27 protein-coding genes, 1 tRNA gene and 1 pseudogene are annotated in these 19,875 nt (G+C 54.7%); 25 read left to right on the top strand and 4 right to left on the bottom strand.

The annotated features are described in order from the left end of the window. The 24 genes and pseudogenes from gpM (at window position 1) to EoCCA6_RS08305 (ending at window position 14,725) form a co-directional block, all read left to right on the top strand. Window positions 1-651 carry a phage terminase small subunit gene (gene gpM / locus EoCCA6_RS08410; protein WP_045353910.1) on the top strand — a complete coding sequence of 217 codons (651 nt, stop codon included), beginning with the start codon at window positions 1-3 and terminating at the stop codon, window positions 649-651. Between the two features lie 93 nt (window positions 652-744). Next, complete coding sequence (locus EoCCA6_RS08405) at window positions 745-1,209, top strand: head completion/stabilization protein (RefSeq protein WP_045353908.1); 465 nt, start codon at window positions 745-747, stop codon at window positions 1,207-1,209. Next, window positions 1,209-1,412, top strand: coding sequence for a tail protein X (locus tag EoCCA6_RS08400; RefSeq protein WP_152082297.1), 204 nt, complete (start codon window positions 1,209-1,211; stop codon window positions 1,410-1,412). The genes EoCCA6_RS08405 and EoCCA6_RS08400 overlap by 1 nt, the downstream gene beginning before the upstream one ends. 3 nt (window positions 1,413-1,415) lie before the next feature. Continuing rightward, the gene (locus EoCCA6_RS08395; protein ID WP_014884902.1) at window positions 1,416-1,631 is read left to right on the top strand and encodes a hypothetical protein; all 216 of its coding nucleotides are present in this window, start codon (window positions 1,416-1,418) and stop codon (window positions 1,629-1,631) included. After that, window positions 1,612-2,127, top strand: a complete 516-nt coding sequence (locus EoCCA6_RS08390) for a lysozyme (protein ID WP_152082296.1) — start codon at window positions 1,612-1,614, stop codon at window positions 2,125-2,127. The genes EoCCA6_RS08395 and EoCCA6_RS08390 overlap by 20 nt, the downstream gene beginning before the upstream one ends. Continuing rightward, window positions 2,124-2,552 carry an Rz-like lysis system protein LysB gene (gene lysB, locus EoCCA6_RS08385; RefSeq protein ID WP_152082295.1) on the top strand — a complete coding sequence of 143 codons (429 nt, stop codon included), beginning with the start codon at window positions 2,124-2,126 and terminating at the stop codon, window positions 2,550-2,552. Before EoCCA6_RS08390 ends, lysB begins: the two co-directional genes overlap by 4 nt. Further along, entirely contained in the window at window positions 2,437-2,685 is a 249-nt protein-coding gene (lysC, locus tag EoCCA6_RS21660) for an Rz1-like lysis system protein LysC (RefSeq protein ID WP_232623277.1), read from the top strand. The genes lysB and lysC overlap by 116 nt, the downstream gene beginning before the upstream one ends. Continuing rightward, complete coding sequence (locus EoCCA6_RS08375; RefSeq protein ID WP_152082293.1) at window positions 2,648-3,079, top strand: phage tail protein; 432 nt, start codon at window positions 2,648-2,650, stop codon at window positions 3,077-3,079. The genes lysC and EoCCA6_RS08375 overlap by 38 nt, the downstream gene beginning before the upstream one ends. Next, window positions 3,072-3,518: a phage virion morphogenesis protein gene (locus EoCCA6_RS08370; RefSeq protein WP_152082292.1), complete on the top strand. Its 447-nt coding sequence runs from the start codon at window positions 3,072-3,074 to the stop codon at window positions 3,516-3,518. The genes EoCCA6_RS08375 and EoCCA6_RS08370 overlap by 8 nt, the downstream gene beginning before the upstream one ends. Before the next feature lie 68 nt (window positions 3,519-3,586). After that, window positions 3,587-4,165, top strand: a complete 579-nt coding sequence (locus EoCCA6_RS08365) for a phage baseplate assembly protein V (RefSeq protein WP_152082291.1) — start codon at window positions 3,587-3,589, stop codon at window positions 4,163-4,165. Then, complete coding sequence (locus tag EoCCA6_RS08360) at window positions 4,162-4,521, top strand: GPW/gp25 family protein (protein WP_023223444.1); 360 nt, start codon at window positions 4,162-4,164, stop codon at window positions 4,519-4,521. Before EoCCA6_RS08365 ends, EoCCA6_RS08360 begins: the two co-directional genes overlap by 4 nt. Beyond that, complete coding sequence (locus EoCCA6_RS08355; RefSeq protein ID WP_152082290.1) at window positions 4,508-5,416, top strand: baseplate assembly protein; 909 nt, start codon at window positions 4,508-4,510, stop codon at window positions 5,414-5,416. The genes EoCCA6_RS08360 and EoCCA6_RS08355 overlap by 14 nt, the downstream gene beginning before the upstream one ends. Then, the gene (locus EoCCA6_RS08350) at window positions 5,409-6,014 is read left to right on the top strand and encodes a phage tail protein I (protein ID WP_152082289.1); all 606 of its coding nucleotides are present in this window, start codon (window positions 5,409-5,411) and stop codon (window positions 6,012-6,014) included. The genes EoCCA6_RS08355 and EoCCA6_RS08350 overlap by 8 nt, the downstream gene beginning before the upstream one ends. After that, window positions 6,011-6,853, top strand: a pseudogene (locus EoCCA6_RS21765) (phage tail protein); the annotation flags it as partial. The gene EoCCA6_RS08350 and the pseudogene EoCCA6_RS21765, both read left to right, overlap by 4 nt. Window positions 6,854-6,925: 72 nt before the next feature. Continuing rightward, window positions 6,926-7,498, top strand: coding sequence for a glycine-rich domain-containing protein (locus tag EoCCA6_RS21815; protein ID WP_476728957.1), 573 nt, complete (start codon window positions 6,926-6,928; stop codon window positions 7,496-7,498). 8 nt (window positions 7,499-7,506) lie between these two features. Next, a complete protein-coding gene (locus EoCCA6_RS21545; RefSeq protein WP_167515536.1) occupies window positions 7,507-7,683 on the top strand; it encodes a hypothetical protein in 177 nt (58 codons plus the stop codon). 236 nt (window positions 7,684-7,919) lie between these two features. Further along, the gene (locus EoCCA6_RS08340; protein WP_152082287.1) at window positions 7,920-9,092 is read left to right on the top strand and encodes a phage tail sheath protein; all 1,173 of its coding nucleotides are present in this window, start codon (window positions 7,920-7,922) and stop codon (window positions 9,090-9,092) included. Between the two features lie 9 nt (window positions 9,093-9,101). Further along, window positions 9,102-9,617, top strand: coding sequence for a phage major tail tube protein (locus EoCCA6_RS08335; protein WP_152082286.1), 516 nt, complete (start codon window positions 9,102-9,104; stop codon window positions 9,615-9,617). Between the two features lie 54 nt (window positions 9,618-9,671). Then, complete coding sequence (locus EoCCA6_RS08330; RefSeq protein ID WP_001528658.1) at window positions 9,672-9,974, top strand: phage tail assembly protein; 303 nt, start codon at window positions 9,672-9,674, stop codon at window positions 9,972-9,974. Between the two features lie 14 nt (window positions 9,975-9,988). Continuing rightward, window positions 9,989-10,108, top strand: a complete 120-nt coding sequence (locus tag EoCCA6_RS08325; protein ID WP_000763315.1) for a GpE family phage tail protein — start codon at window positions 9,989-9,991, stop codon at window positions 10,106-10,108. After that, entirely contained in the window at window positions 10,101-12,878 is a 2,778-nt protein-coding gene (locus EoCCA6_RS08320; protein WP_152082285.1) for a phage tail tape measure protein, read from the top strand. Before EoCCA6_RS08325 ends, EoCCA6_RS08320 begins: the two co-directional genes overlap by 8 nt. Further along, the gene (locus tag EoCCA6_RS08315) at window positions 12,875-13,360 is read left to right on the top strand and encodes a phage tail protein (protein ID WP_013098780.1); all 486 of its coding nucleotides are present in this window, start codon (window positions 12,875-12,877) and stop codon (window positions 13,358-13,360) included. The genes EoCCA6_RS08320 and EoCCA6_RS08315 overlap by 4 nt, the downstream gene beginning before the upstream one ends. Then, a complete protein-coding gene (locus EoCCA6_RS08310; protein ID WP_152082284.1) occupies window positions 13,357-14,457 on the top strand; it encodes a phage late control D family protein in 1,101 nt (366 codons plus the stop codon). Before EoCCA6_RS08315 ends, EoCCA6_RS08310 begins: the two co-directional genes overlap by 4 nt. A gap of 49 nt (window positions 14,458-14,506) precedes the next feature. Then, the gene (locus EoCCA6_RS08305) at window positions 14,507-14,725 is read left to right on the top strand and encodes an ogr/Delta-like zinc finger family protein (RefSeq protein ID WP_152082283.1); all 219 of its coding nucleotides are present in this window, start codon (window positions 14,507-14,509) and stop codon (window positions 14,723-14,725) included. A 15-nt stretch (window positions 14,726-14,740) separates the two neighbouring features. Here EoCCA6_RS08305 and EoCCA6_RS08300 read toward each other — a convergent pair whose 3' ends face one another. After that, a complete protein-coding gene (locus EoCCA6_RS08300; RefSeq protein WP_152082282.1) occupies window positions 14,741-15,115 on the bottom strand; it encodes a hypothetical protein in 375 nt (124 codons plus the stop codon). Window positions 15,116-15,241: 126 nt separating this feature from the next. Then, window positions 15,242-15,317, bottom strand: a tRNA-Ile gene (locus EoCCA6_RS08295). A gap of 125 nt (window positions 15,318-15,442) precedes the next feature. Between EoCCA6_RS08295 and mug the strand changes: the two genes are divergently transcribed. Beyond that, a complete protein-coding gene (gene mug / locus EoCCA6_RS08290) occupies window positions 15,443-15,949 on the top strand; it encodes a G/U mismatch-specific DNA glycosylase (protein WP_152082281.1) in 507 nt (168 codons plus the stop codon). A gap of 101 nt (window positions 15,950-16,050) precedes the next feature. Here mug and rpoD read toward each other — a convergent pair whose 3' ends face one another. Next, window positions 16,051-17,895 (bottom strand): RNA polymerase sigma factor RpoD, encoded by a 1,845-nt coding sequence (rpoD, locus tag EoCCA6_RS08285; RefSeq protein ID WP_152082280.1) that lies wholly within the window; start codon window positions 17,893-17,895, stop codon window positions 16,051-16,053. A gap of 164 nt (window positions 17,896-18,059) precedes the next feature. After that, entirely contained in the window at window positions 18,060-19,805 is a 1,746-nt protein-coding gene (dnaG, locus tag EoCCA6_RS08280) for a DNA primase (protein ID WP_152082279.1), read from the bottom strand. Window positions 19,806-19,875 lie beyond the last annotated feature (70 nt).

Below are 19,875 nucleotides of genomic sequence, written 5' to 3'. Positions count from 1 at the left end.
ATGAGCCTGAGTCCCGCACGGCAGCACCGCCTGCGCATTCAGGCCGAACAGGCCGCCCGGGAGGGCGGCAGTGTTCGCCATGCGGCCGGCTATGACCTGATGCTGCTGCAGCTGGCAGAAGACCGCCGCCGCCTTAAGGGTATCCAGTCCACCGTGAAAAAGGCGGCAATCAAGGTGGAGCTTCTGCCGAAGTATGCCGTCTGGGCGGAGGGCGTGCTGGCTGTCGGAGGTGCGCAGCAGGATGACGTGCTGATGTACGTGATGCTGTGGCGTATCGATGCCGGTGATTATGCCGGTGCGCTGGAAATCGGGCGTCATGCGCTGCGCCATGGCTGGGTGATGCCGCTGGGCAACCGTAACGTGCAGACCGTTCTGGCGGAAGAAATGGCGGATGCCGCACAAAGCGCGCTGCTGGCCGCAACTGGTTTTGATGCCGATCTGCTCCTGCAGACGCTGGACCTGACTACCGATCTGGATATGCCGGACCAGTCCCGGGCACGCCTGCACAAAGCCATCGGCGCGGTACTGACCGATAGCAACCCGGCCTCTGCCCTTAATCACCTTACCCATGCGCTGCAGCTCGATCCCCGCTGCGGCGTGAAAAAAGAAAAGCAGCAGCTGGAGCGCAGATTGCGCAGTGACAGCCGCTAACGAACGTGCCCCGCGCACGGGCGGCACGGGATGGCGAAAGGCACTGCCACATCAAAACCCCGTCCACCGCCCACTATTTCAGGAGAAAGCCGCATGCAGTTTATTGCGCCAGAACAGGCACCGGAACAGGCGGACGTTATTAAAAATACGCCGTTCTGGCCTGATGTGGACCTGTCGGAATTTCGCAGTGTGATGCGCACTGACGGCACGGTGACGCAGCCCCGTCTCCGGCAGGTTGCGCTGACAGCCATTTCCGAAGTTAACGCTGAGCTGTACGACTTCCGCAACCGCCAGAAGATGCTGGGCTACCGGGATCTGGCTGACGTGCCGGCGGAAATGCTGGACGGAAAAAGCGAGCGCATCCAGCACTACCTCAACGCCGTGTATTGCTGGGCGCGCGCCGTGCTCAATGAGCGTTACCAGGATTATGACGCCACGGCGTCCGGGGTAAAGCGAGGGGAGGAACTGGCGGAGGTCAGCGGCGATCTGTGGCGTGATGCCCGCTGGGCCATCAGCCGGGTGCAGGATGCACCGCACTGCACGGTGGAGCTTATCTGATGAAAGTGCGTGCGCATCAGTATGACACGGTGGACGCGCTTTGCTGGCGTCATTACGGGCGCACGCAGGGTGTCACTGAGCAGGTTCTGCAGGCAAATCCGGGGCTGGCTGAGTACGGCCCATTTTTACCGCACGGGCTGCAGGTGGAACTGCCGGAAATTATGGCGTCAACCACTGCGCAGACTGTCCAGTTATGGGACTGAATTATGACGCTTGAACGAATCAGCGCCTTTATTACTTACTGCGTTGCCCTGCTTCTGGCATGGCTCGGAGACTTGTCTCTTAAAGATGTATCGACCATTACCGGTCTTGCGCTGGGCATTATTACTGCAGCGGTGACCTGTTATTTACGCTGGAAAGCCTACCAGCTACTGCGGGACGGCAGAATATCCAGGGGGGAATATGAATCCTTCAATCGTTAAGCGTTGCCTGGTCGGCGCGGTACTGGCGATTGCCGCCACGCTGCCGGGCTTTCAGTCGCTTCATACCTCCGTTGAGGGACTGAAACTGATTGCTGATTTCGAAGGATGCCGTTTGCAGCCATACCAGTGCAGCGCCGGGGTCTGGACTGACGGGATCGGCAATACGTCCGGGGTGGTGCCGGGCAAAACCATAACGGAGCGACAGGCCGCGCAGGGGCTGATAAGTAACGTGTTGCTGACGGAAAAAAGGATTGAAGCCTGCCTGCAGGTTAAGCCACCTCAGCATGTTTACGATGCCCTGATCAGTATCGGTTTCAATGTCGGAACGGGGGCAATCTGCCGGTCAACAATGGTTTCTTACATCAATCGCCAGCAATGGTGGCAGGCGTGCAACCAGCTCCCCCGCTGGATTTATGTAAACGGTCAAAGGAGTAAAGGGCTGGAAAACAGGCGCGCACGTGAGCTTGCCTGGTGTCTTAAAGGGGCAGGGGCATGACGCGCGAGCTGGCGGTAATCCTGGTTCTGATGCTGGCGCTGCTGGGCTGGCAGTCGTGGCGGCTTAACAATGCCAGCCACACCATCGAGACGCAGGGCGCGGCGCTGAAAAGAAAAACGCAGGAGCTGACGAAGAAAAACAGCCAGCTGATCGGTCTGTCCATTCTGACCGAAACCAACAGCCGGGAGCAAACGCGGCTTTATGCAGCTGCGGAACAGACAACCGCACTGCTGCGCAGCCGCCAGCACCGGATCGAGGAACTGAAACGTGAAAATGAGGATTTACGCCGCTGGGCTGACACTCCTTTGCCTGCTGACATTATCCGGCTGCGGGAGCGTCCGGCCCTCGCCGGAGGTGCAGCTTACCGTGAGTGGCTGTCCCAGAGTGACGCAATGCCGTCTGGAAAGGTCAGCGCCGCGCAATAACGGCGATCTGAATACGGCGCTGGATGAAACCGAGGCCGCCTGGGCGGTATGTGCTGACAAAGTGGACACGATTATTGCGTGTCAGGAGCGAGACAGTGAACAAACCGCAGTCCTTACGCAGCGCCCTGAATAAAGCGGTTGCCTATGTCCGCGACAACCCGGACAAGATGCACCTTTTCGTTGATAACGGCTCACTGGTGGCAACCGGGGCCAGCTCCATGTCATGGGAATACCGCTACACCCTGAACGTGGTGATCGAGGATTTCAGCGGCGACCAGAATCTGCTGATGGCTCCAGTCCTGCTGTGGCTCAGTACCAGCCAGCCGGATGCTATCTATAACCCGGATTTGCGCGAAAAACTGTTCACCTTTGAAGTGGATATTCTGCGCAACGATGTATGCGATATCAGCATGAACCTGCAACTGACGGAGCGCGTGCTGGTCAGCACTGACGGTAGCGTGTCGAGCGTTGAAGCAGTGCCGGAGCCGGACGAACCCGAAGAAATGTGGACGGTGAAACGTGGATGAACTGCAGAGGGTGGATGACTGGCTGACGGCGTTGCTGGCGAATCTGGAACCTGCCGCGCGCAGCCGTATGATGCGGCAACTGGCGCAACAGCTGCGCCGGACTCAACAGCAAAATATCAGGCTGCAGCGAAACCCGGACGGGAGCGGCTACGAGCCGCGCCGGGTAACGGCCCGTAGCAAAAAGGGCCGCATCAAGCGCCAGATGTTTGCAAAACTTCGCACCACCAAATACATGAAAACCGCCGCCACCGCGGACTCCGCCAGTGTGCGGTTTGACGGAAAAGTGCAGCGCATTGCCCGCGTTCACCATTACGGCCTGCGAGATCGCGTCAGCCGCAAAGGCCCGGAGGTCCGCTACGCAGAGCGCCGCCTGCTGGGCGTGAATGATGAAGTGGAAACCATCACCCGTGACACCCTGCTGCGCTGGCTGGCGGGGTGATCTTTGTGCCACCGCTGGCACAAGCGCCCGTGCTGCCTCCCTTTTCCCTCTGATGGCAACCTTTCGATATGAATGCACAACTGACCGAAATCATGCGCCTTATCACCAACCTGATCCGCACAGGCACCGTGACCGAAGTGGACCGGGAAAACTGGCTGTGCCGGGTAAAGGTTGGCGAGCTTGAAACTAACTGGATTAACTGGCTGACGCTGCGGGCCGGAGGCGGCCGCACCTGGTGGTGCCCGTCGCCGGATGAACAGGTGGTGGTGCTGAGTATGGGCGGGAACCTTGAAACCGCCTTTGCGCTGCCTGCCATTTACTCCAATCAGTTTGCGCCGCCGTCGGATTCCGTGGACGGCTGTGTGACGGAATACCCGGACGGGGGCTGGTTTGAGTACGAGCCTGCCACCGGGCGCTGGCACGTCAAAGGCATTAAATCCATGGTGATCGAGGCGGCTGACAATATCACCCTGAAAACCAGTGAGTTTGTGGTGGAGGCTGACTCCACGCGCATTAACAGCGATGTGGTGATCAATGGCGGCGTCACCCAGGGCGGCGGTGCGATGAGTTCTAACGGGATCGTGGTGGATAAACACGGTCACACCGGCGTTAAGTCCGGCGGCGATACGTCAGGAGGTCCGGTATGACGCTGTATATCGGCATGAGCCAGGGCAACGGCAAGGCCATTACTGATACGGACCATCTGCGCCAGTCAGTGCGGGATATTCTGCTGACGCCGCAGGGCAGCCGGATTGCCCGTCGGGAATATGGTTCCCTGCTGTCCGCCCTGATTGACCAGCCGCAGAACCCGGCACTGCGCCTGCAGGTAATGTCTGCGGTCTATGTGGCGCTGAGTCGCTGGGAGCCACGGCTTACGCTGGATTCCATCACCATCAGCAGCAATTTTGACGGCTCCATGGTGGTTGAGCTTACCGGGCAGCGCAACAACGGCGCGCCGGTTTCCCTTTCGGTAACTACAGGAGCAGACAATGGCAGTGATTGACCTTTCCCAATTGCCCGCGCCGCAGATAGTGGACGCGCCGGATTTTGAGACGCTGCTGGCTGAGCGCAAAGCCGCTTTTGTGGCCCTTTATCCGGCGAATGAGCAGGACGCAGTACGGCGCACGCTGGCGCTGGAATCTGAACCCGTCACCAAACTGCTGCAGGAAAGCACCTACCGCGAAATCCTGCTACGCCAGCGTATTAACGAGGCTGCGCAGGCGGTGATGGTGGCCTATTCAATGGGAAATGATCTAGAGCAACTGGCAGCCAACTGCAACGTGAAACGCCTGACGGTAGTACCTGCTGATAATGATGCAGTACCGCCGGTCGACGCAGTGATGGAAGATGATGAGTCGCTGCGCCAGCGCATCCCTGCTGCGTTTGAGGGGTTGTCGGTTGCTGGCCCGACGGGAGCCTATGAATTTCACGCCAGAAGCGCGGACGGGCGCGTGGCAGATGCCAGCGCAACCAGCCCGGCACCGGCGGAGGTGGCGCTTACCGTACTGAGCCGTGAGGGTGACGGTACGGCAGAGGCTGATCTGCTGGCGGTGGTGGAGCAGGCGCTTAACAGCGAGAACGTGCGCCCGGTGGCAGACCGCCTGACGGTGCGCAGCGCCGAAATAATCCCGTACAGCGTGGATGCGACGATTTTTCTTTATCCGGGACCGGAAGCTGAGCCGGTGATGGCGGCGGCAAAAGCCAGCCTGCAGAAGTACATCGCCAGTCAGACGCGGCTGGGCCGTGATATCCGTCGCAGTGCCATTTATGCCGCGTTGCATGTAGAGGGCGTCCAGCGTGTGGAGCTGGCGTCACCGCTGGCTGATGTGGTGCTGGATAAGACGCAGGCGGCATCCTGTACGGAATGGAGCGTAACCAACGGGGGCACGGATGAATAGCCTGTTGCCGCCTGGTTCATCACCGCTTGAGCGCCGACTGGCGCAGACGTGCAGTGGGATTTCCGATCTGCAGGTGTCGCTGCGTGATTTATGGAACCCGGCAACATGTCCGGTCATCTTTCTGCCGTATCTGGCGTGGGCGTTTTCCGTTGACCGCTGGGACGAAAGCTGGACGGAGAGCGTCAAGCGCCGCGTGGTGCAGGATGCTTTCTATATCCATCAGCATAAGGGGACAACCAGCGCAGTGCGGCGCGTGGTGGAGCCGTTCGGTTTCCTGATCCGCATTATTGAGTGGTGGCAGACCGGAGAACAACCGGGCACGTTTCGCCTGGATATTGGCGTGCAGGATCAGGGTATTACGGAAGAAACCTATCTGGAGCTGGAGCGGCTGATCGGTGACGCCAAACCGTGTAGCCGCCATCTGATCGGAATGTCCATCAACCTGCAGACCAGCGGACCGTATTTTGTGGGCGCTGCCACTTATACCGGCGAAGAAATCACGATCTATCCGTATATCAATGAAACCATTATTTCCGGCGGCACCGCTTACGAGGGCGGAGCAATCCATGTTATCGACACAATGAGAGTGAATCCATGAGCGCAAAATTTTATACCCTGCTGACGGATATCGGCGCGGCGAAACTGGCAAGCGCCGCCGCGCTCGGTGTCCCGCTGAAAATTACCCAGATGGCGGTGGGCGACGGTGGTGGCGTTCTGCCGACCCCAAGCGCACAGCAGACAGCGCTGGTTGCTGAAAAGCGCCGTGCGGCATTGAATATGCTGTATATCGATCCGCAGAACAGCAGCCAGATTATTGCTGAACAGGTGATCCCCGAAACCGAGGGCGGTTGGTGGATTCGTGAGGTTGGTCTGTTCGACGAAACCGGCGCACTGATTGCCGTGGGTAACTGCCCGGAGAGCTACAAGCCGCAGCTGGCTGAGGGGAGCGGACGCACGCAGACCGTGCGCATGGTGCTGATTACCAGCAGCACCGATAATATCACCCTTAAAATTGACCCGGCAGTGGTGCTGGCAACTCGCAAGTATGTGGATGACAAGGTGCTGGAGCTTAAGGTGTATGTGGATGACCTGATGGCAAAGCATACCGCCGCCAGTGATCCCCATACGCAGTATGCACCAAAAGCCAGCCCGACATTCACCGGCACGCCAAAAGCACCGACGGCGGCGGCAGGCAATAATTCCACGCAGCTTGCTAACACGGCCTTTGTGCAGGCCGCAATATCCGCACTTGTCGACTCTTCCCCGGCGGCTCTGGATACCCTTAACGAACTGGCAGAAGCTCTGGGTAATGATCCAAACTTTGCTACCACCATGACAAACGCCCTGGCTGGCAAGCAGCCGCTGAACCAGACGCTGACAGAATTATCCGGTAAAGACGTTGCCGGTCTTCTCTCATACCTCCGTATAAAAGAAACGCATTTAGGCATCCTTCTTGGGGTAAAAAAAATAACCTCATCCGGCACTTATAATGCAACGCCTGGCACAAACATGGTGATCGTTGAATTGTTAGGTGGCGGCGGTGCCGGGGGGGGAAGTATGGCATCAGCATCTGGAAAACAAGCCTTTGGTGGTGGTGGTGGTGCTGGCGCATACCTGAAAACGATGCTGACAGAAGGATTTAACAATGTCTTCGTAACGATAGGGGCAGGCGGGGCTGGCGTTACGGGGGCTGAGGGTGGAAATGGAGGGGACACAAAATTCGGAAATAACATTGTTGCAGGTGGAGGTAAGGGCGGATCGCCAATGATGACGCAGGGAGGTGGTCTTGGTGGTGGTGAAGGCAAAGGCGGCGTTGCCTATGGAGCAAATATTATCGCATCTACCGGGCATGCGGGTTGGTCCGGTATGGCATTTGATGTTACGTATGCCGTGTCTGGTCGCGGTGCTGAATCAGTGCTTTTCCCAGGCGGTCAGGCAAGTGAAACCCAGACCGTGAATAATGGTTATGACGCGCTTGAATATGGCTGCGGTGGTGGTGGTGCGTGCTCTCGTTCTACAGCAACAGCTTTTAAAGGCGGGGCAGGTTCACAGGGCATTGCTATCATCTGGGAGTATGCATAATGGCTGTTATGGCAATAATTAAAAATGACGTGGTGGTTAATATTATCGTTGCTGAGCCAGCGCTAACTATTCCTGATTTCGACGTTATTCCCGTTGAAAACTCCGGTATTGCTGGCGAGGGTTACTGGCGAGATAGTGAAGGTAACTGGCTACCGCCAGAGCCGGAAGCCAGTACCATATATTAAATCTGCACTACAGGAGACGCAGGGCGGCTAAAATCTCATGTTCTGAAAACTGTTAATTCCTTGCGGGATTGATATTAGCTAACCAGAACCTCCCTATAATTCATCCTGTCCCCGCACCTGCGGGGATTTTTCTACCCCTTCCATTGTGCCATTTCCCACACAAAGCCTTGCGCGTGCGCCGCACGCATATCAACCAGAACATAGGCACACCCCCTGTAAACCGGAGAGACTGCCTTATGGCTCAGGATTACCACCACGGGGTGCGCGTTGTTGAAGTCAACGAGGGCACCCGATCCATTACCACGGTGAGCACAGCCATCGTGGGCATGGTCTGCACCGGCGATGATGCTGATGCGTCCATGTTTCCCCTTAATAAGCCTGTTCTGCTGACCGATGTGCTGACCGCCAGCGGTAAAGCGGGCGAGTCCGGTACGCTGGCCCGTTCGCTGGATGCGATTGCAGACCAGGCAAAACCCGTGACAGTCGTTGTGCGCGTGGCGCAGGGCGAAACCGAAGCGGAAACCACCTCCAACATTATCGGCGGCGTAACTGCTGACGGTAAAAAAACGGGTATGAAAGCGCTGCTTTCGGCGCAGTCGCAGCTCGGCGTCAAACCGCGCATTCTCGGCGTGCCGGGACATGACACGCAGGCGGTTGCCACTGAGCTGCTGAGCGTGGCGCAGAGTCTCCGCGGGTTTGCCTACCTGTCAGCCTACGGCTGCAAAACGGTGGAAGAAGCGATTGCCTATCGAGACAATTTCAGCCAGCGAGAGGGGATGCTGATCTGGCCTGACTTCATCAACTTTGACACTGTGCTGAATGCAGATGCGACGGCCTACGCCTCCGCCCGTGCGCTCGGCCTGCGTGCCAAAATTGACGAGCAGACCGGCTGGCACAAAACCTTGTCCAACGTGGGCGTGAACGGCGTCACCGGCATTTCCGCTGATGTGTTCTGGGATCTGCAGGACCCGGCAACCGATGCGGGACTGCTGAACCAGAACGACGTCACTACGCTTATCCGCAAAGACGGCTTCCGCTTCTGGGGTTCCCGCTGCCTCAGTGACGATCCGCTGTTTCAGTTTGAAAACTACACCCGCACGGCGCAGGTGCTGGCTGACACCATCGCAGAAGCGCACATGTGGGCGGTGGATGGCGTGCTCAACCCGTCGCTGGCCCGTGACATTATCGAAGGTATCCGCGCCAAGCTGCGCAGCCTGAAAACGCAGGGCTACATCATCGGCGCAGACTGCTGGCTGGATGAGTCGGTGAACGATAAAGACTCCCTGAAAGCCGGGAAACTCACTATCGACTACGACTACACGCCGGTGCCGCCGCTTGAAAACCTGATGCTGCGCCAGCGCATCACCGATCAGTACCTGCTGGATTTCTCCAGCCAGGTCAGCGCGTAAGGGGACACCATGGCTTTACCACGTAAGTTAAAACACCTGAACCTGTTCAACGACGGGAACAACTGGCAGGGGATCGTTGAGTCCCTGACCCTGCCGAAATTCACCCGTAAGTATGAGAAGTATCGCGGCGGCGGTATGCCGGGCGCGGTGGACGTGGACATGGGGCTGGATGACGGCGCACTGGACACGGAATTTTCAATCGGCGGCACCGAACTGCTGTTATTCAAGCAGATGGGCAAAGCCACGGTTGACGGCATCCAGTTGCGTTTCACCGGCTCCATTCAGCGTGACGATACCGGCGAAGTGCAGGCCGTTGAGCTGGTTGTGCGCGGACGTCATAAAGAAGTGGATTCCGGCGAGTGGAAAACCGGCGAGAGCAGCACTACCAAAGTCAGCGGCACCAATAGCTACGCGAAGCTGACCATTAACGGTGAGGTGCTCTATGAGGTCGATCTGGTCAACATGATTGAAATCGTTGACGGCGTGGACCTGATGGAAGAACACCGTAATGCCCTCGGCCTCTGATTAACCTTAACGGCGCGGGCAGCCGCGCCAGTATTTCATTAACAGGAAACGAACATGAGCGACAAGTTGACTGAAAAGACCGTAAAACTGGATACCCCCATCATGCGCGGTAAAGCTGAAATTACCGAAATTGTGCTGCGTAAGCCGCAGTCCGGCGCACTGCGTGGCACCCGTCTGCAGGCCATTATGGATATGGACGTGGGTGCGATGATGACCGTGATCCCGCGAATCTCCACCCCGACGCTGACCGCGCAGGAAATGGCAGAGCTGGACCCCGCCGATCTGACAGCAATGGCTGTAGAGGTGGTTACTTTTTTGTTGCCGAAGTCGGTGCTTGCCGATTTGCCGACAACCTGACGGTTGATGATCTGGTGGCAGACATTGCCACCATCTTTCACTGGTCGCCGTCCATCACTGACGTTATGCCGCTGACTGATGTGCTGGAGTGGCGGCATAAGGCAATTCAGCGAAGCGGGGCCAGCGATGAGTGATAATAACCTGCGACTGCAGGTAGTTCTGGGGGCGGTGGATAAGTTAACCCGCCCATTTAAAAATGCACAGGCTGGCTCTAAGGAGCTGGCATCAGCTATTCGACAAACCCGCGATCAGATTAAAGAGCTGAGTGATGCTGGAGGTCAGCTTAAATCTTTCGATCAGCTAACTCAAAGTGTTAGCCGTACTGGTGCCGAACTGGATCAGGCGAGGCTACGCGCTCAAATGATGACGCGCGAAATGTCATCTTTGGAATCCCCGACAAAAAAACAAACGCAGGCGCTTGAAGCTCAGTGGCGTGCTGTTTCACGTCTTGAACAAAAACAGCAACAGGAAACTCGCCAGATGGCGGCAGCCAGGGCTGAGCTTTATCGGTTGGGGTTATCTGCTGGGGGCGGAGCGCGCGAGACGGCACGGATTGCACGAGAAACTGAGCGGTATAACCGACAGTTGGCTGAGCAGGAGCGCAGGCTGCGTGAAGTTGGCGAGCGTCAGCGAAAGCTCAACGCCATCAAAGCCAAGGCTGAAAAGACCCGTGAGTTAAGGAACTCTCTGGCAGGTAATGGTGCAGGGGCGATGGCGGCTGGGGTAACTACTGGCATGACGTTGTTGGCTCCAGTAAAAGCCTATTCAGAATCAGAAAATGCAGCGAATCAGCTCGCCGGTTCAATGATGGGACCGGGCGGAAAGGTAGCGCCTGAATTTGAAAAAATTAACCGGCTTGCAGTTGCTTTGGGCGATAAGCTGCCGGGAACAACAGCCGACTTTCAGAACATGATGACTATGCTACGCCGTCAGGGTATGTCGGCGCAGGTCATCCTGGGAGGCTTGGGAGAGTCAGCAGCTTATCTTGGCGTGCAGTTACAGATGGCTCCCACAGCAGCAGCTGAATTTGCGGCTAAGTTACAAGATGCTACTCAGACCTCCGAAAAAGACATGATGAATTTGATGGACGTAATCCAGAAAGGATTCTACGCGGGGGTAGATTCAGGAAATATGCTGCAGGGGTTCTCAAAAATCAGCAGCGCGATGGATATTATTCATAAAAAGGGATTGGACGCGGCTAAGACATTTGCCCCTCTATTAGTTATGGCTGACCAGGCTGGTATGGCTGGAGAGTCAGCTGGTAATGCCTACCGAAAAGTATTTCAGTCCGTCATGAATACAGAAAAAGTGAAGGATGCTAATGATGAACTAAAAGGCACTGGCGTTAGGTTCGATTTTACGGATGGCAAGGGGGAGTTTGGCGGGCTGGAGAAAATGTACACGCAGTTAGCTCAACTCCAAAAGATTAATACTGAGAAAAGGTTAGCTACTCTAAAAGGTATTTTTGGGGATGATGCGGAAACGCTGCAGGTGCTAAATATTATGATTACCAAAGGCATCTCAGGGTATCGTGAAACGGCTTCAAAGCTACAAAATCAGGCTTCTTTACGCGAGCGTGTTGATGCTTCCTTGAATACTCTTGGTAATAAATGGGAAGCCGCTACAGGTTCCTTTACCAATGCTATGGCTAGTATTGGTGAAACAGTTGCCCCAGCATTAAAGAAGCTGGCCGACTGGTTGGGTGAACTGGCGTCGCGTATGGATAGTTTTGTTAAACGACACCCACAATTGACCTCTGCGCTGTTTAAGCTGGCAGCTGGGTTTGCCATTGTTGCCACCGCCGCTGGGGTTGTTTCACTGGCCCTGGCGTCCGTGCTAGGGCCGATGGCAGTAGTGCGAATGAGCGCAGGGGTGATGGGGCTAAAATTTTCATCTGCATTTGGTCTTATTGGGAAAGCAATCAGTTCTGTTGGCAAGTCAGTTATATGGCTGGGCCGATTGATGTTTGCCAATCCTATACTGGCTGTTATTGGGCTGATCGCCGCTGGTGCTATTTATATCTGGCAGAACTGGGACACGCTTGGGCCAAAATTCAAGGCAATGTGGGATGCTGTATGTAATGCCACAAGTACGGCATGGGATTGGATTAAAGAGAAGGCCAGCGCCGCATGGGAGGGAATTAAGTCACTGTTCTTTAATTATACCTTGCCGGGATTAATAGCTAAAAATTGGGATGCAATAAAAACTGGCGTTTCTGAAGCGTGGGCCAATATCAGACAATCTATTAGTGATAAATGGAATTCGATCCTGGCTGATGTTGCCGCGCTTCCTGCGAAGTTTCAGGACATGGGCAGCGCCATTATTGACAGCATTCTCGATGGAATTAATGCCAAATGGGAGACACTCAAAAGCAAGATTTCCTCAGTCACCGATTATCTGCCTGACTGGATGACCGGAAATAATAAAACACAAGACAAAGCACAGGTGCAGGTGGTTGGTGGAGCAGCGGCTGCTGCCGTTCCGTTTGCCGGGATGTATGACAGTGGTGGGATTATTCCGCGCGGTCAGTTCGGTATTGTTGGGGAGAACGGCCCTGAAATTGTGAACGGCCCCGCAAATGTGACCAGCAGGCGGCGCACTGCCGCGCTGGCTTCCGTCATTGCAGGTGTCATGGGCGTAGCGGCAGCGCCTGCAGAGGCTGCTCCACTACATCCTTACAGTCTGCCTACAGTGGCATATAAACAAAGCCAGCCTGCGAAATCTGCCAGCTCGCCGCCAGTGATGCACTTTGAAACTCACGCGCCGATCACTATCTATGCTCAGCCAGGGCAGAGTGCGCAGGATATTGCCCGTGAAGTTGCCCGACAGCTTGACGAACGCGAGCGCAAGACCAGGGCTAAAGCACGCAGCAATTTCAGTGATCAAGGGGGTTATGAATCATGATGATGGTACTGGGGTTATATGTCTTCATGCTGCGTACAGTGCCATATCAGGAGCTGCAGTATCAGCGAAGCTGGCGACACGCCGCCAACAGTCGGGTGAACCGGCGACCATCAACGCAGTTTCTTGGCCCGGATAATGACTCGCTGACGTTATCTGGCGTACTGCTGCCGGAAGTCACCGGGGGCAGGCTGTCATTGCTCGCGCTGGAGCAAATGGCAGAACTGGGCAAAGCATGGCCTCTTATTGAGGGAAGCGGGACCATTTACGGCATGTTTGTGATCGAGAGCCTGAGTCAGACAAAAACAGAGTTTTTTGAAAGCGGAATGCCTCGCCGTATTGAGTTTACGCTGACCCTGAAAAGGGTTGATGAGTCGCTGTCTGATATGTTCGGAAGTCTCAGCGATCAGCTCAGTAACCTGCAGGACTCTGCAACGTCTGCGATAGGTAATATTAAAAATACGGTTGGAGGGTTGCTGCAGTGAATTTTAGCTCTGATCTTTTTGACCTGAACAGCAGAAGTCCGGCTTTCAGTATCACCATTGAAGGTAAGGACGTGACCACCGCGCTGGATGCGCGCCTGATGAGTCTAACGCTGACCGATAACCGTGGTTTTGAGGCTGACCAGCTTGATCTGGAGCTGGACGATGCCGACGGGCAGATTGTTCTGCCGCGACGTGGTGCTGTTATTCAGCTGGCGCTGGGGTGGAAAGGCCAGCCGCTTTTCCCGAAAGGGGAGTTTACTGTGGATGAGATTGAGCACAGCGGTGCTCCTGATCGTCTGACTATCCGTGCTCGTAGCGCCGATTTTCGTGAAACCCTCAATACCCGGCGAGAAAAGTCATGGCACCAGACAACTGTTGGCGATGTGGTAAAGGAAATTGCAGCACGGCATAACCTCAAAATAGCGTTGGGTAAAGACCTGACGGGCAAGATGCTGGATCACATGGACCAGACCAATGAAAGCGATGCCAGTTTCCTAATGAAGCTGGCGCGCCAGTATGGAGCGATCGCTTCCGTTAAGGATGGAAACCTGTTGTTTATCCGACAGGGGCAGGGAAAAACGGCGAGCGGTAAGCCGCTGCCGGTAATCACCATTGAGCGTAAGGCTGGTGACGGTCATCGTTTTACCCTGGCTGATCGTGGTGCCTATACCGGCGTTATTGCCAGCTGGTTGCATACCCGTGAACCCAAGAAAAAAGAAACAACCAGAGTTAAGCGCCGTCGGAAGAAAACCACCACACCCAAAGAGCCGGAAGCAAAACAGGGTGATTATCTGGTGGGAACGGATGAAAACGTGCTGGTTCTTAACCGCACTTACGCAAATCGCAGCAATGCTGAGCGTGCGGCAAAAATGCAATGGGAGCGTCTGCAGCGTGGTGTTGCGTCATTCTCCCTGCAGCTCGCAGAGGGCCGGGCAGATCTCTACACCGAAATGCCAGTAAAGATGAGCGGCTTTAAGCAGCCTATCGACGATGCCGAATGGACCATTACAACGTTGACGCATACGGTCAGCCCGGATAATGGTTTTACTACCAGTCTGGAGCTTGAGGTTAAAATTGATGATTTAGAACTCGAATAGTAGTAAATTCACAAAAGTGAATTATAAAACGTCAAATGAGGTTCTGATTATGATGAATTGCCCTAAATGTGGACACGCAGCGCATACAAGAAGCAGCTTTAGGGTATCGGACCAGACAAAAGAACGTTATTGTCAGTGCCAAAATATTAACTGTGGCGCTACATTTGTTACTCATGAAACCGTTGTGAGATACATTACTACTCCCAACCTAATTGATTATGCCACACCACACCCATCAACGGGAGGGCAGGGCCATATGAACTTTTAAAACCACTGATAGGGTTTACATTTTTTCGATTAAACTGGTTCTGTATTCTTCAGCTTGCTTGAAGTCCATGGAACCAGTTTTTTTACACTCAATCCCACCGCCATTTATTTTGTAACCCTGATTGGACGTGACATTCCATAGAGTGATTTTTTTGATTGTCTCTGGATTCCACTTGTTCATAAAATAGTCATCGCATATCGAACTGAACATGGATTTTGCAGCGTCTATCATTAATGCTTGCTTGTTGTATCTGACGGTCAGCTCACCATCTTCCAGTACATGAGTCCTGGTATCATAACCAGCTATCAGATTGTCGATGGATTTGGGTATTTTGTCCGCGAATGCGCTCTGAGATGTGATTAGTAACAGAGCTAATAAAGGTTTTTTCATGAGAGATCGTCCTTTAAAAGTAAAAGTACGTGAAAAACCACCGCCATTTCATCGCCACTCAAAAATGAGCTAACAAAAAAGCCACTCGTCGAAGTGGCTTAATTATATGATTTTAAGGCTAAAATTTGGTGGCCCCTGCTGGACTTGAACCAGCGACCAAGCGATTATGAGTCGCCTGCTCTAACCACTGAGCTAAGGGGCCGTGGCGGTGAATTATAAAGTAACTCCCCTCAGCAATCCAGCCATTCACACCTGCCTGCTGTTTTTATAAACAACGCATAATCAATCCTTTATACTTCCATAACGACGTATAGATCGGGAGTAAGCATGATCAACGATATTCTGGCCCCTGGCCTGCGGGTAGTGTTCTGCGGCATCAACCCTGGTAAGTCTTCGGCGCACACCGGTTTTCACTTCGCTCATCCGGGAAATCGCTTCTGGAAGGTGATCCATCAGGCGGGATTTACCGACAGGCTGCTAAAGCCAGAAGAGGAACAGCAACTGCTGGATACGCGCTGCGGGATTACAATGCTGGTGGAACGTCCCACAGTGCAGGCGAGTGAAGTGAACCTGCATGAACTGCGCAGCGGCGGGCGGGAACTGATCAAAAAGATTGAAGATTACCAGCCTGCCGCGCTGGCGATCCTGGGCAAGCAGGCCTATGAGCAGGCGTTCAGCCAGCGCGGTGTGCAGTGGGGCAAGCAGAGTATCTCTGTTGGGGTGACGCAGGTATGGGTGCTGCCGAACCCGAGCGGGCTGAACAGAGCGACGCTGGATAAGCTGGTGGAGGCGTATCGGGAACTGGATGAAGCGCTGATAGTGCGGGGGCTATAGTCCTCTGCGGCCTGATGCTCTCACCCTGTCCCTCTCCCAAAGGGAGAGGGAATAAACAAAAAAAAAGCTCCCGATTGGGAGCTTTTTGCTGTTTACCTGGATTAGTCGTCCAGGAAGCTACGCAGTACTTCAGAGCGGCTTGGGTGGCGCAGTTTACGCAGCGCCTTCGCTTCGATCTGACGGATACGTTCGCGGGTAACGTCGAACTGTTTACCCACTTCTTCCAGCGTGTGGTCGGTGTTCATATCGATACCGAAACGCATACGCAGCACTTTTGCTTCACGAGCGGTCAGACCAGCCAGGACGTCGTGCGTTGCGGCACGCAGGCTCTCGGTGGTGGCAGAGTCCAGCGGCAGCTCGAGGGTGGTATCCTCGATGAAATCACCCAGATGCGAATCTTCATCATCACCAATCGGTGTTTCCATGGAGATAGGCTCTTTGGCGATCTTCAGCACTTTACGGATTTTGTCTTCCGGCATCAGCATACGCTCAGCCAGCTCTTCTGGCGTCGGCTCGCGACCCATCTCCTGCAGCATCTGACGAGAGATACGGTTGAGCTTGTTGATCGTCTCAATCATATGCACCGGAATACGGATGGTGCGCGCCTGGTCTGCGATAGAGCGGGTGATCGCCTGACGGATCCACCATGTCGCGTAAGTGGAGAACTTGTAACCACGACGGTATTCAAACTTATCGACCGCTTTCATCAGACCGATGTTGCCTTCCTGAATCAGATCCAGGAACTGCAAGCCACGGTTGGTGTATTTCTTGGCGATAGAGATAACCAGACGTAAGTTCGCTTCAACCATCTCTTTCTTCGCACGGCGGGCTTTCGCTTCACCGATGGACATGCGACGGTTGATGTCTTTCACCTGCTCAATGGTCAGGCCGGTCTCTTCTTCAATCTGCTGCAACTTCTGCAGGCCACGATGCACGTCTTCTTTTACGTCGTGCAGTTTTTCAGACCACGGCTTGTTCATCGCGATAGCGGCGTTGAACCAGGTTTCGCTGGTTTCGTTGCCGGTGAAGAGGGTAATAAAATTCTTCTTCGGCATTTTGCACTGTTCAACACACAGCTTCATGATGATGCGTTCCTGGGTACGCACGCGATCCATCATGACGCGCATGCTGTTAACCAGGTAGTCGAACTGTTTTGGCACCAGACGGAACTGTTTGAACACCTCAGACAGCTTCAGGATCTCTTCTTGCGAGGCTGCGTGGCTGCGGCCTTTCGCCTTGATGGTGTCACGGGCCAGTTCGTATTGTGTACGCAACTCAGCAAACTTCTCGCGCGCCAGCTCAGGGTCGATGCTGTTGTCGTCGTCGCTGCTGTCGTCGTCTTCTTCTTCATCTTCGTCTTCATCGTCATCCATCTCTTCCTGAGACAGTTCAGAGCCGACGTGAGTGGCGGTTGGTGCCATATCTTCTTCAGCGTTCGGATCAACGAAGCCGGTGATCAGGTCAGACAGACGAGCTTCTTCCGCTTCAACGCGATCGTACTGCTCCAGCAGATAGGTGATCGCTTCCGGGTATTCGGCAACAGAGCACTGAACCTGGTTGATCCCGTCTTCAATGCGTTTCGCAATGTCGATTTCGCCTTCGCGGGTCAACAGTTCAACGGTGCCCATTTCGCGCATGTACATGCGGACCGGGTCAGTGGTGCGCCCGATTTCAGATTCCACGCTGGACAGTACCTGTGCAGCAGCTTCTTCCGCATCTTCATCAGTGTTGTTGGAGGTTTCAGCCAGCAACAGATCATCGGCATCCGGTGCTTCTTCCATCACCTGAATGCCCATGTCATTGATCATTTGGATGATGTCTTCGATCTGATCTGAGTCGACGATATCTTCCGGCAGATGGTCATTGACCTCGGCATAGGTCAGATAGCCTTGCTCCTTACCGCGTTGGACAAGAAGTTTCAGCTGTGACTGCGGGTTTTGCTCCATAAGACGGTATCCACACTTAATTCGTTTGATTGGTGTCGGCGATGATTTGCCAACCTTTAAAGCGAGGGCGTACTTATATTTTTGCCGCTGCCTCTCAGTGCGGCTGCCGGGGGCTTCCCGATCGATATTCGGCACTTAAGCCGTTAAATACTTTTGTCTTTCACTTATTTCTTCGCCAGTTCCTGGTTAATCATCCAGAGTTCCCGGCGTTCTTCGCTGCTTAAGCCATGTGTGCGCTCGCGAGCAATCAGCTCTTCCTGGCGCAACTCAAGCATCGAATCAAACATATGGTTGAGTGAGTCGGTGAACGTTTTTTCTGCAATGTCCTTATCTGCTATATCGTCCCACATCGACAGTTTTTCAAGGGTAGCGGCCTCTTTTGTGCCGCGATAATGTTCTAAAAGTTGTCCGGTGGTCAGACCTGGCTGAGACAGACAAGTGTTGACCAGTTCTGAAAATAAGCCAAGTCCGGGCAATTTTTCGTGGTTCAAACCCGCCAGCGACGGCACTTGCGGAGCAAGTTCAGGGTTTTGTACCAGTAACCCTATCAGTATACGCATGGTTGTGCGTTTTAGCTGAGGCGCGGGGCGTACCGTGCCGTTTTCAGCGTGTTTAGGCATTAAACGTTCAAGCTGGCTGTCATCCAGAATGCCGAGCTTGTTGCCTAACTCCTGACGCAGATAAATGCGCAGCGTTTCGCCGGGCACCTGGCTGATTAACGGCAGCGCCAGCGTGCTGAGCTGCGCGCGCCCGTCAGGGGTACTCAAATCGACCTGCGGCATCAGGCTGTTAAACAAAAACGTGGAGAGCGGCTGAGCCTGCTCCATCCGCGCTTCAAACGCCGCTTTACCCTCTTTACGCACCAGCGTATCCGGGTCTTCACCGTCGGGCAGGAACATAAAACGCAGCTGACGCCCGTCGGTCATATAGGGTAGCGCGGTTTCCAGCGCTCGCCAGGCGGCGTCGCGTCCTGCGCGGTCACCGTCGTAACAACAAATCACGTTGTTCGTCACGCGGAACAGCAGTTGGATGTGATCCGCCGTCGTGGACGTACCTAACGACGCAACCGCGTAGTTAATGTCGTACTGCGCCAGTGCAACGACGTCCATATAGCCTTCGACGACCAGAAGGCGCGGAGGTTCCGCATTATCCTGCTGCGCCTCATAAAGACCATAAAGCTGGCGGCCCTTATGGAAAATATCGGTTTCCGGGGAGTTGAGGTACTTCGGCAGGGCATCGCCCAGCACACGTCCACCAAAACCTATCACCCGGCCACGCTTATCGCGGATCGGGAACATCACCCGTTCACGGAAGCGGTCGTAGCTTCGTCCCTGGTCGTTAGTGACCAGCATGCCTGCATCAACCAGTGATTTACGATCTTCGCTATTGCCGCCAAAACGTTTTAACACGTTGTCCCAGCCGGGCGGGGCGTAACCAATAGCGAAACGCGCAATCACATCATCGCTCAGTCCGCGCTTGTTCAGATACTGACGCGCAGGCTCAGCAGCAGCGTGCTTAAGAGACTGTTGGTAAAACGAATTCAGGCCGTCCATTAGCTGATACAGCGTTTGCCGTTGGTGGCGCTCTATCTGGCTTGGCCCGCTGCCTGCTTCATACGGCACTTCAAGGTTATGCATCGCCGCCAGCTCTTCGACGGTTTCAACGAACTCGAGCTTGTCGTAGTTCATCAAAAAATCGACGGCATTCCCGTGTGCGCCACAGCCGAAGCAATGGTAAAACTGCTTTTCACCGTTTACGGTGAAAGAGGGGGTTTTTTCGTTATGAAACGGACAGCACGCATGGTAGTTCTTGCCCTGCTTTTTCAGCTTCACCCGCGCATCGATGAGATCGACGATGTCGGTCCTCGCCAGCAGGTCATTGATGAAAACGCGTGGGATTCGTCCAGCCATATGCCCCGTGAATTTTTAGCTACTCATAAACGAAAACAAGCCGCGCATTCCTTCCGGAAGCACGGCCTTA

The organism is Enterobacter oligotrophicus (assembly GCF_009176645.1).
GTDB lineage: Bacteria > Pseudomonadota > Gammaproteobacteria > Enterobacterales > Enterobacteriaceae > Enterobacter > Enterobacter oligotrophicus.
The sequence above is the reverse complement of the archived record's forward strand: the minus strand, read 5'-3'. Positions and strand labels throughout refer to the sequence as shown.

Bases quoted from the DNA above. Each gene is read 5' to 3' on its own strand.
- EoCCA6_RS08335 (WP_152082286.1), top strand. From the start codon at position 9,102: ATGGCTTTACCACGTAAGTTAAAACACCTGAACCTGTTCAACGACGGG.
- lysB (WP_152082295.1), top strand. From the start codon at position 2,124: ATGACGCGCGAGCTGGCGGTAATCCTGGTTCTGATGCTGGCGCTGCTG.
- EoCCA6_RS08390 (WP_152082296.1), top strand. From the start codon at position 1,612: ATGAATCCTTCAATCGTTAAGCGTTGCCTGGTCGGCGCGGTACTGGCG.
- EoCCA6_RS08400 (WP_152082297.1), top strand. From the start codon at position 1,209: ATGAAAGTGCGTGCGCATCAGTATGACACGGTGGACGCGCTTTGCTGG.
- gpM (WP_045353910.1), top strand. From the start codon at position 1: ATGAGCCTGAGTCCCGCACGGCAGCACCGCCTGCGCATTCAGGCCGAA.
- EoCCA6_RS08395 (WP_014884902.1), top strand. From the start codon at position 1,416: ATGACGCTTGAACGAATCAGCGCCTTTATTACTTACTGCGTTGCCCTG.
- EoCCA6_RS08320 (WP_152082285.1), top strand. From the start codon at position 10,101: ATGAGTGATAATAACCTGCGACTGCAGGTAGTTCTGGGGGCGGTGGAT.
- EoCCA6_RS08315 (WP_013098780.1), top strand. From the start codon at position 12,875: ATGATGATGGTACTGGGGTTATATGTCTTCATGCTGCGTACAGTGCCA.
- EoCCA6_RS08355 (WP_152082290.1), top strand. From the start codon at position 4,508: ATGGCAGTGATTGACCTTTCCCAATTGCCCGCGCCGCAGATAGTGGAC.
- EoCCA6_RS08350 (WP_152082289.1), top strand. From the start codon at position 5,409: ATGAATAGCCTGTTGCCGCCTGGTTCATCACCGCTTGAGCGCCGACTG.
- EoCCA6_RS08340 (WP_152082287.1), top strand. From the start codon at position 7,920: ATGGCTCAGGATTACCACCACGGGGTGCGCGTTGTTGAAGTCAACGAG.
- EoCCA6_RS08305 (WP_152082283.1), top strand. From the start codon at position 14,507: ATGATGAATTGCCCTAAATGTGGACACGCAGCGCATACAAGAAGCAGC.
- rpoD (WP_152082280.1), bottom strand. From the start codon at position 17,895: ATGGAGCAAAACCCGCAGTCACAGCTGAAACTTCTTGTCCAACGCGGT.
- EoCCA6_RS08330 (WP_001528658.1), top strand. From the start codon at position 9,672: ATGAGCGACAAGTTGACTGAAAAGACCGTAAAACTGGATACCCCCATC.
- EoCCA6_RS21545 (WP_167515536.1), top strand. From the start codon at position 7,507: ATGGCAATAATTAAAAATGACGTGGTGGTTAATATTATCGTTGCTGAG.
- mug (WP_152082281.1), top strand. From the start codon at position 15,443: ATGATCAACGATATTCTGGCCCCTGGCCTGCGGGTAGTGTTCTGCGGC.
- dnaG (WP_152082279.1), bottom strand. From the start codon at position 19,805: ATGGCTGGACGAATCCCACGCGTTTTCATCAATGACCTGCTGGCGAGG.
- EoCCA6_RS08300 (WP_152082282.1), bottom strand. From the start codon at position 15,115: ATGAAAAAACCTTTATTAGCTCTGTTACTAATCACATCTCAGAGCGCA.
- EoCCA6_RS08360 (WP_023223444.1), top strand. From the start codon at position 4,162: ATGACGCTGTATATCGGCATGAGCCAGGGCAACGGCAAGGCCATTACT.
- EoCCA6_RS08365 (WP_152082291.1), top strand. From the start codon at position 3,587: ATGAATGCACAACTGACCGAAATCATGCGCCTTATCACCAACCTGATC.
- EoCCA6_RS21815 (WP_476728957.1), top strand. From the start codon at position 6,926: ATGGTGATCGTTGAATTGTTAGGTGGCGGCGGTGCCGGGGGGGGAAGT.
- EoCCA6_RS08405 (WP_045353908.1), top strand. From the start codon at position 745: ATGCAGTTTATTGCGCCAGAACAGGCACCGGAACAGGCGGACGTTATT.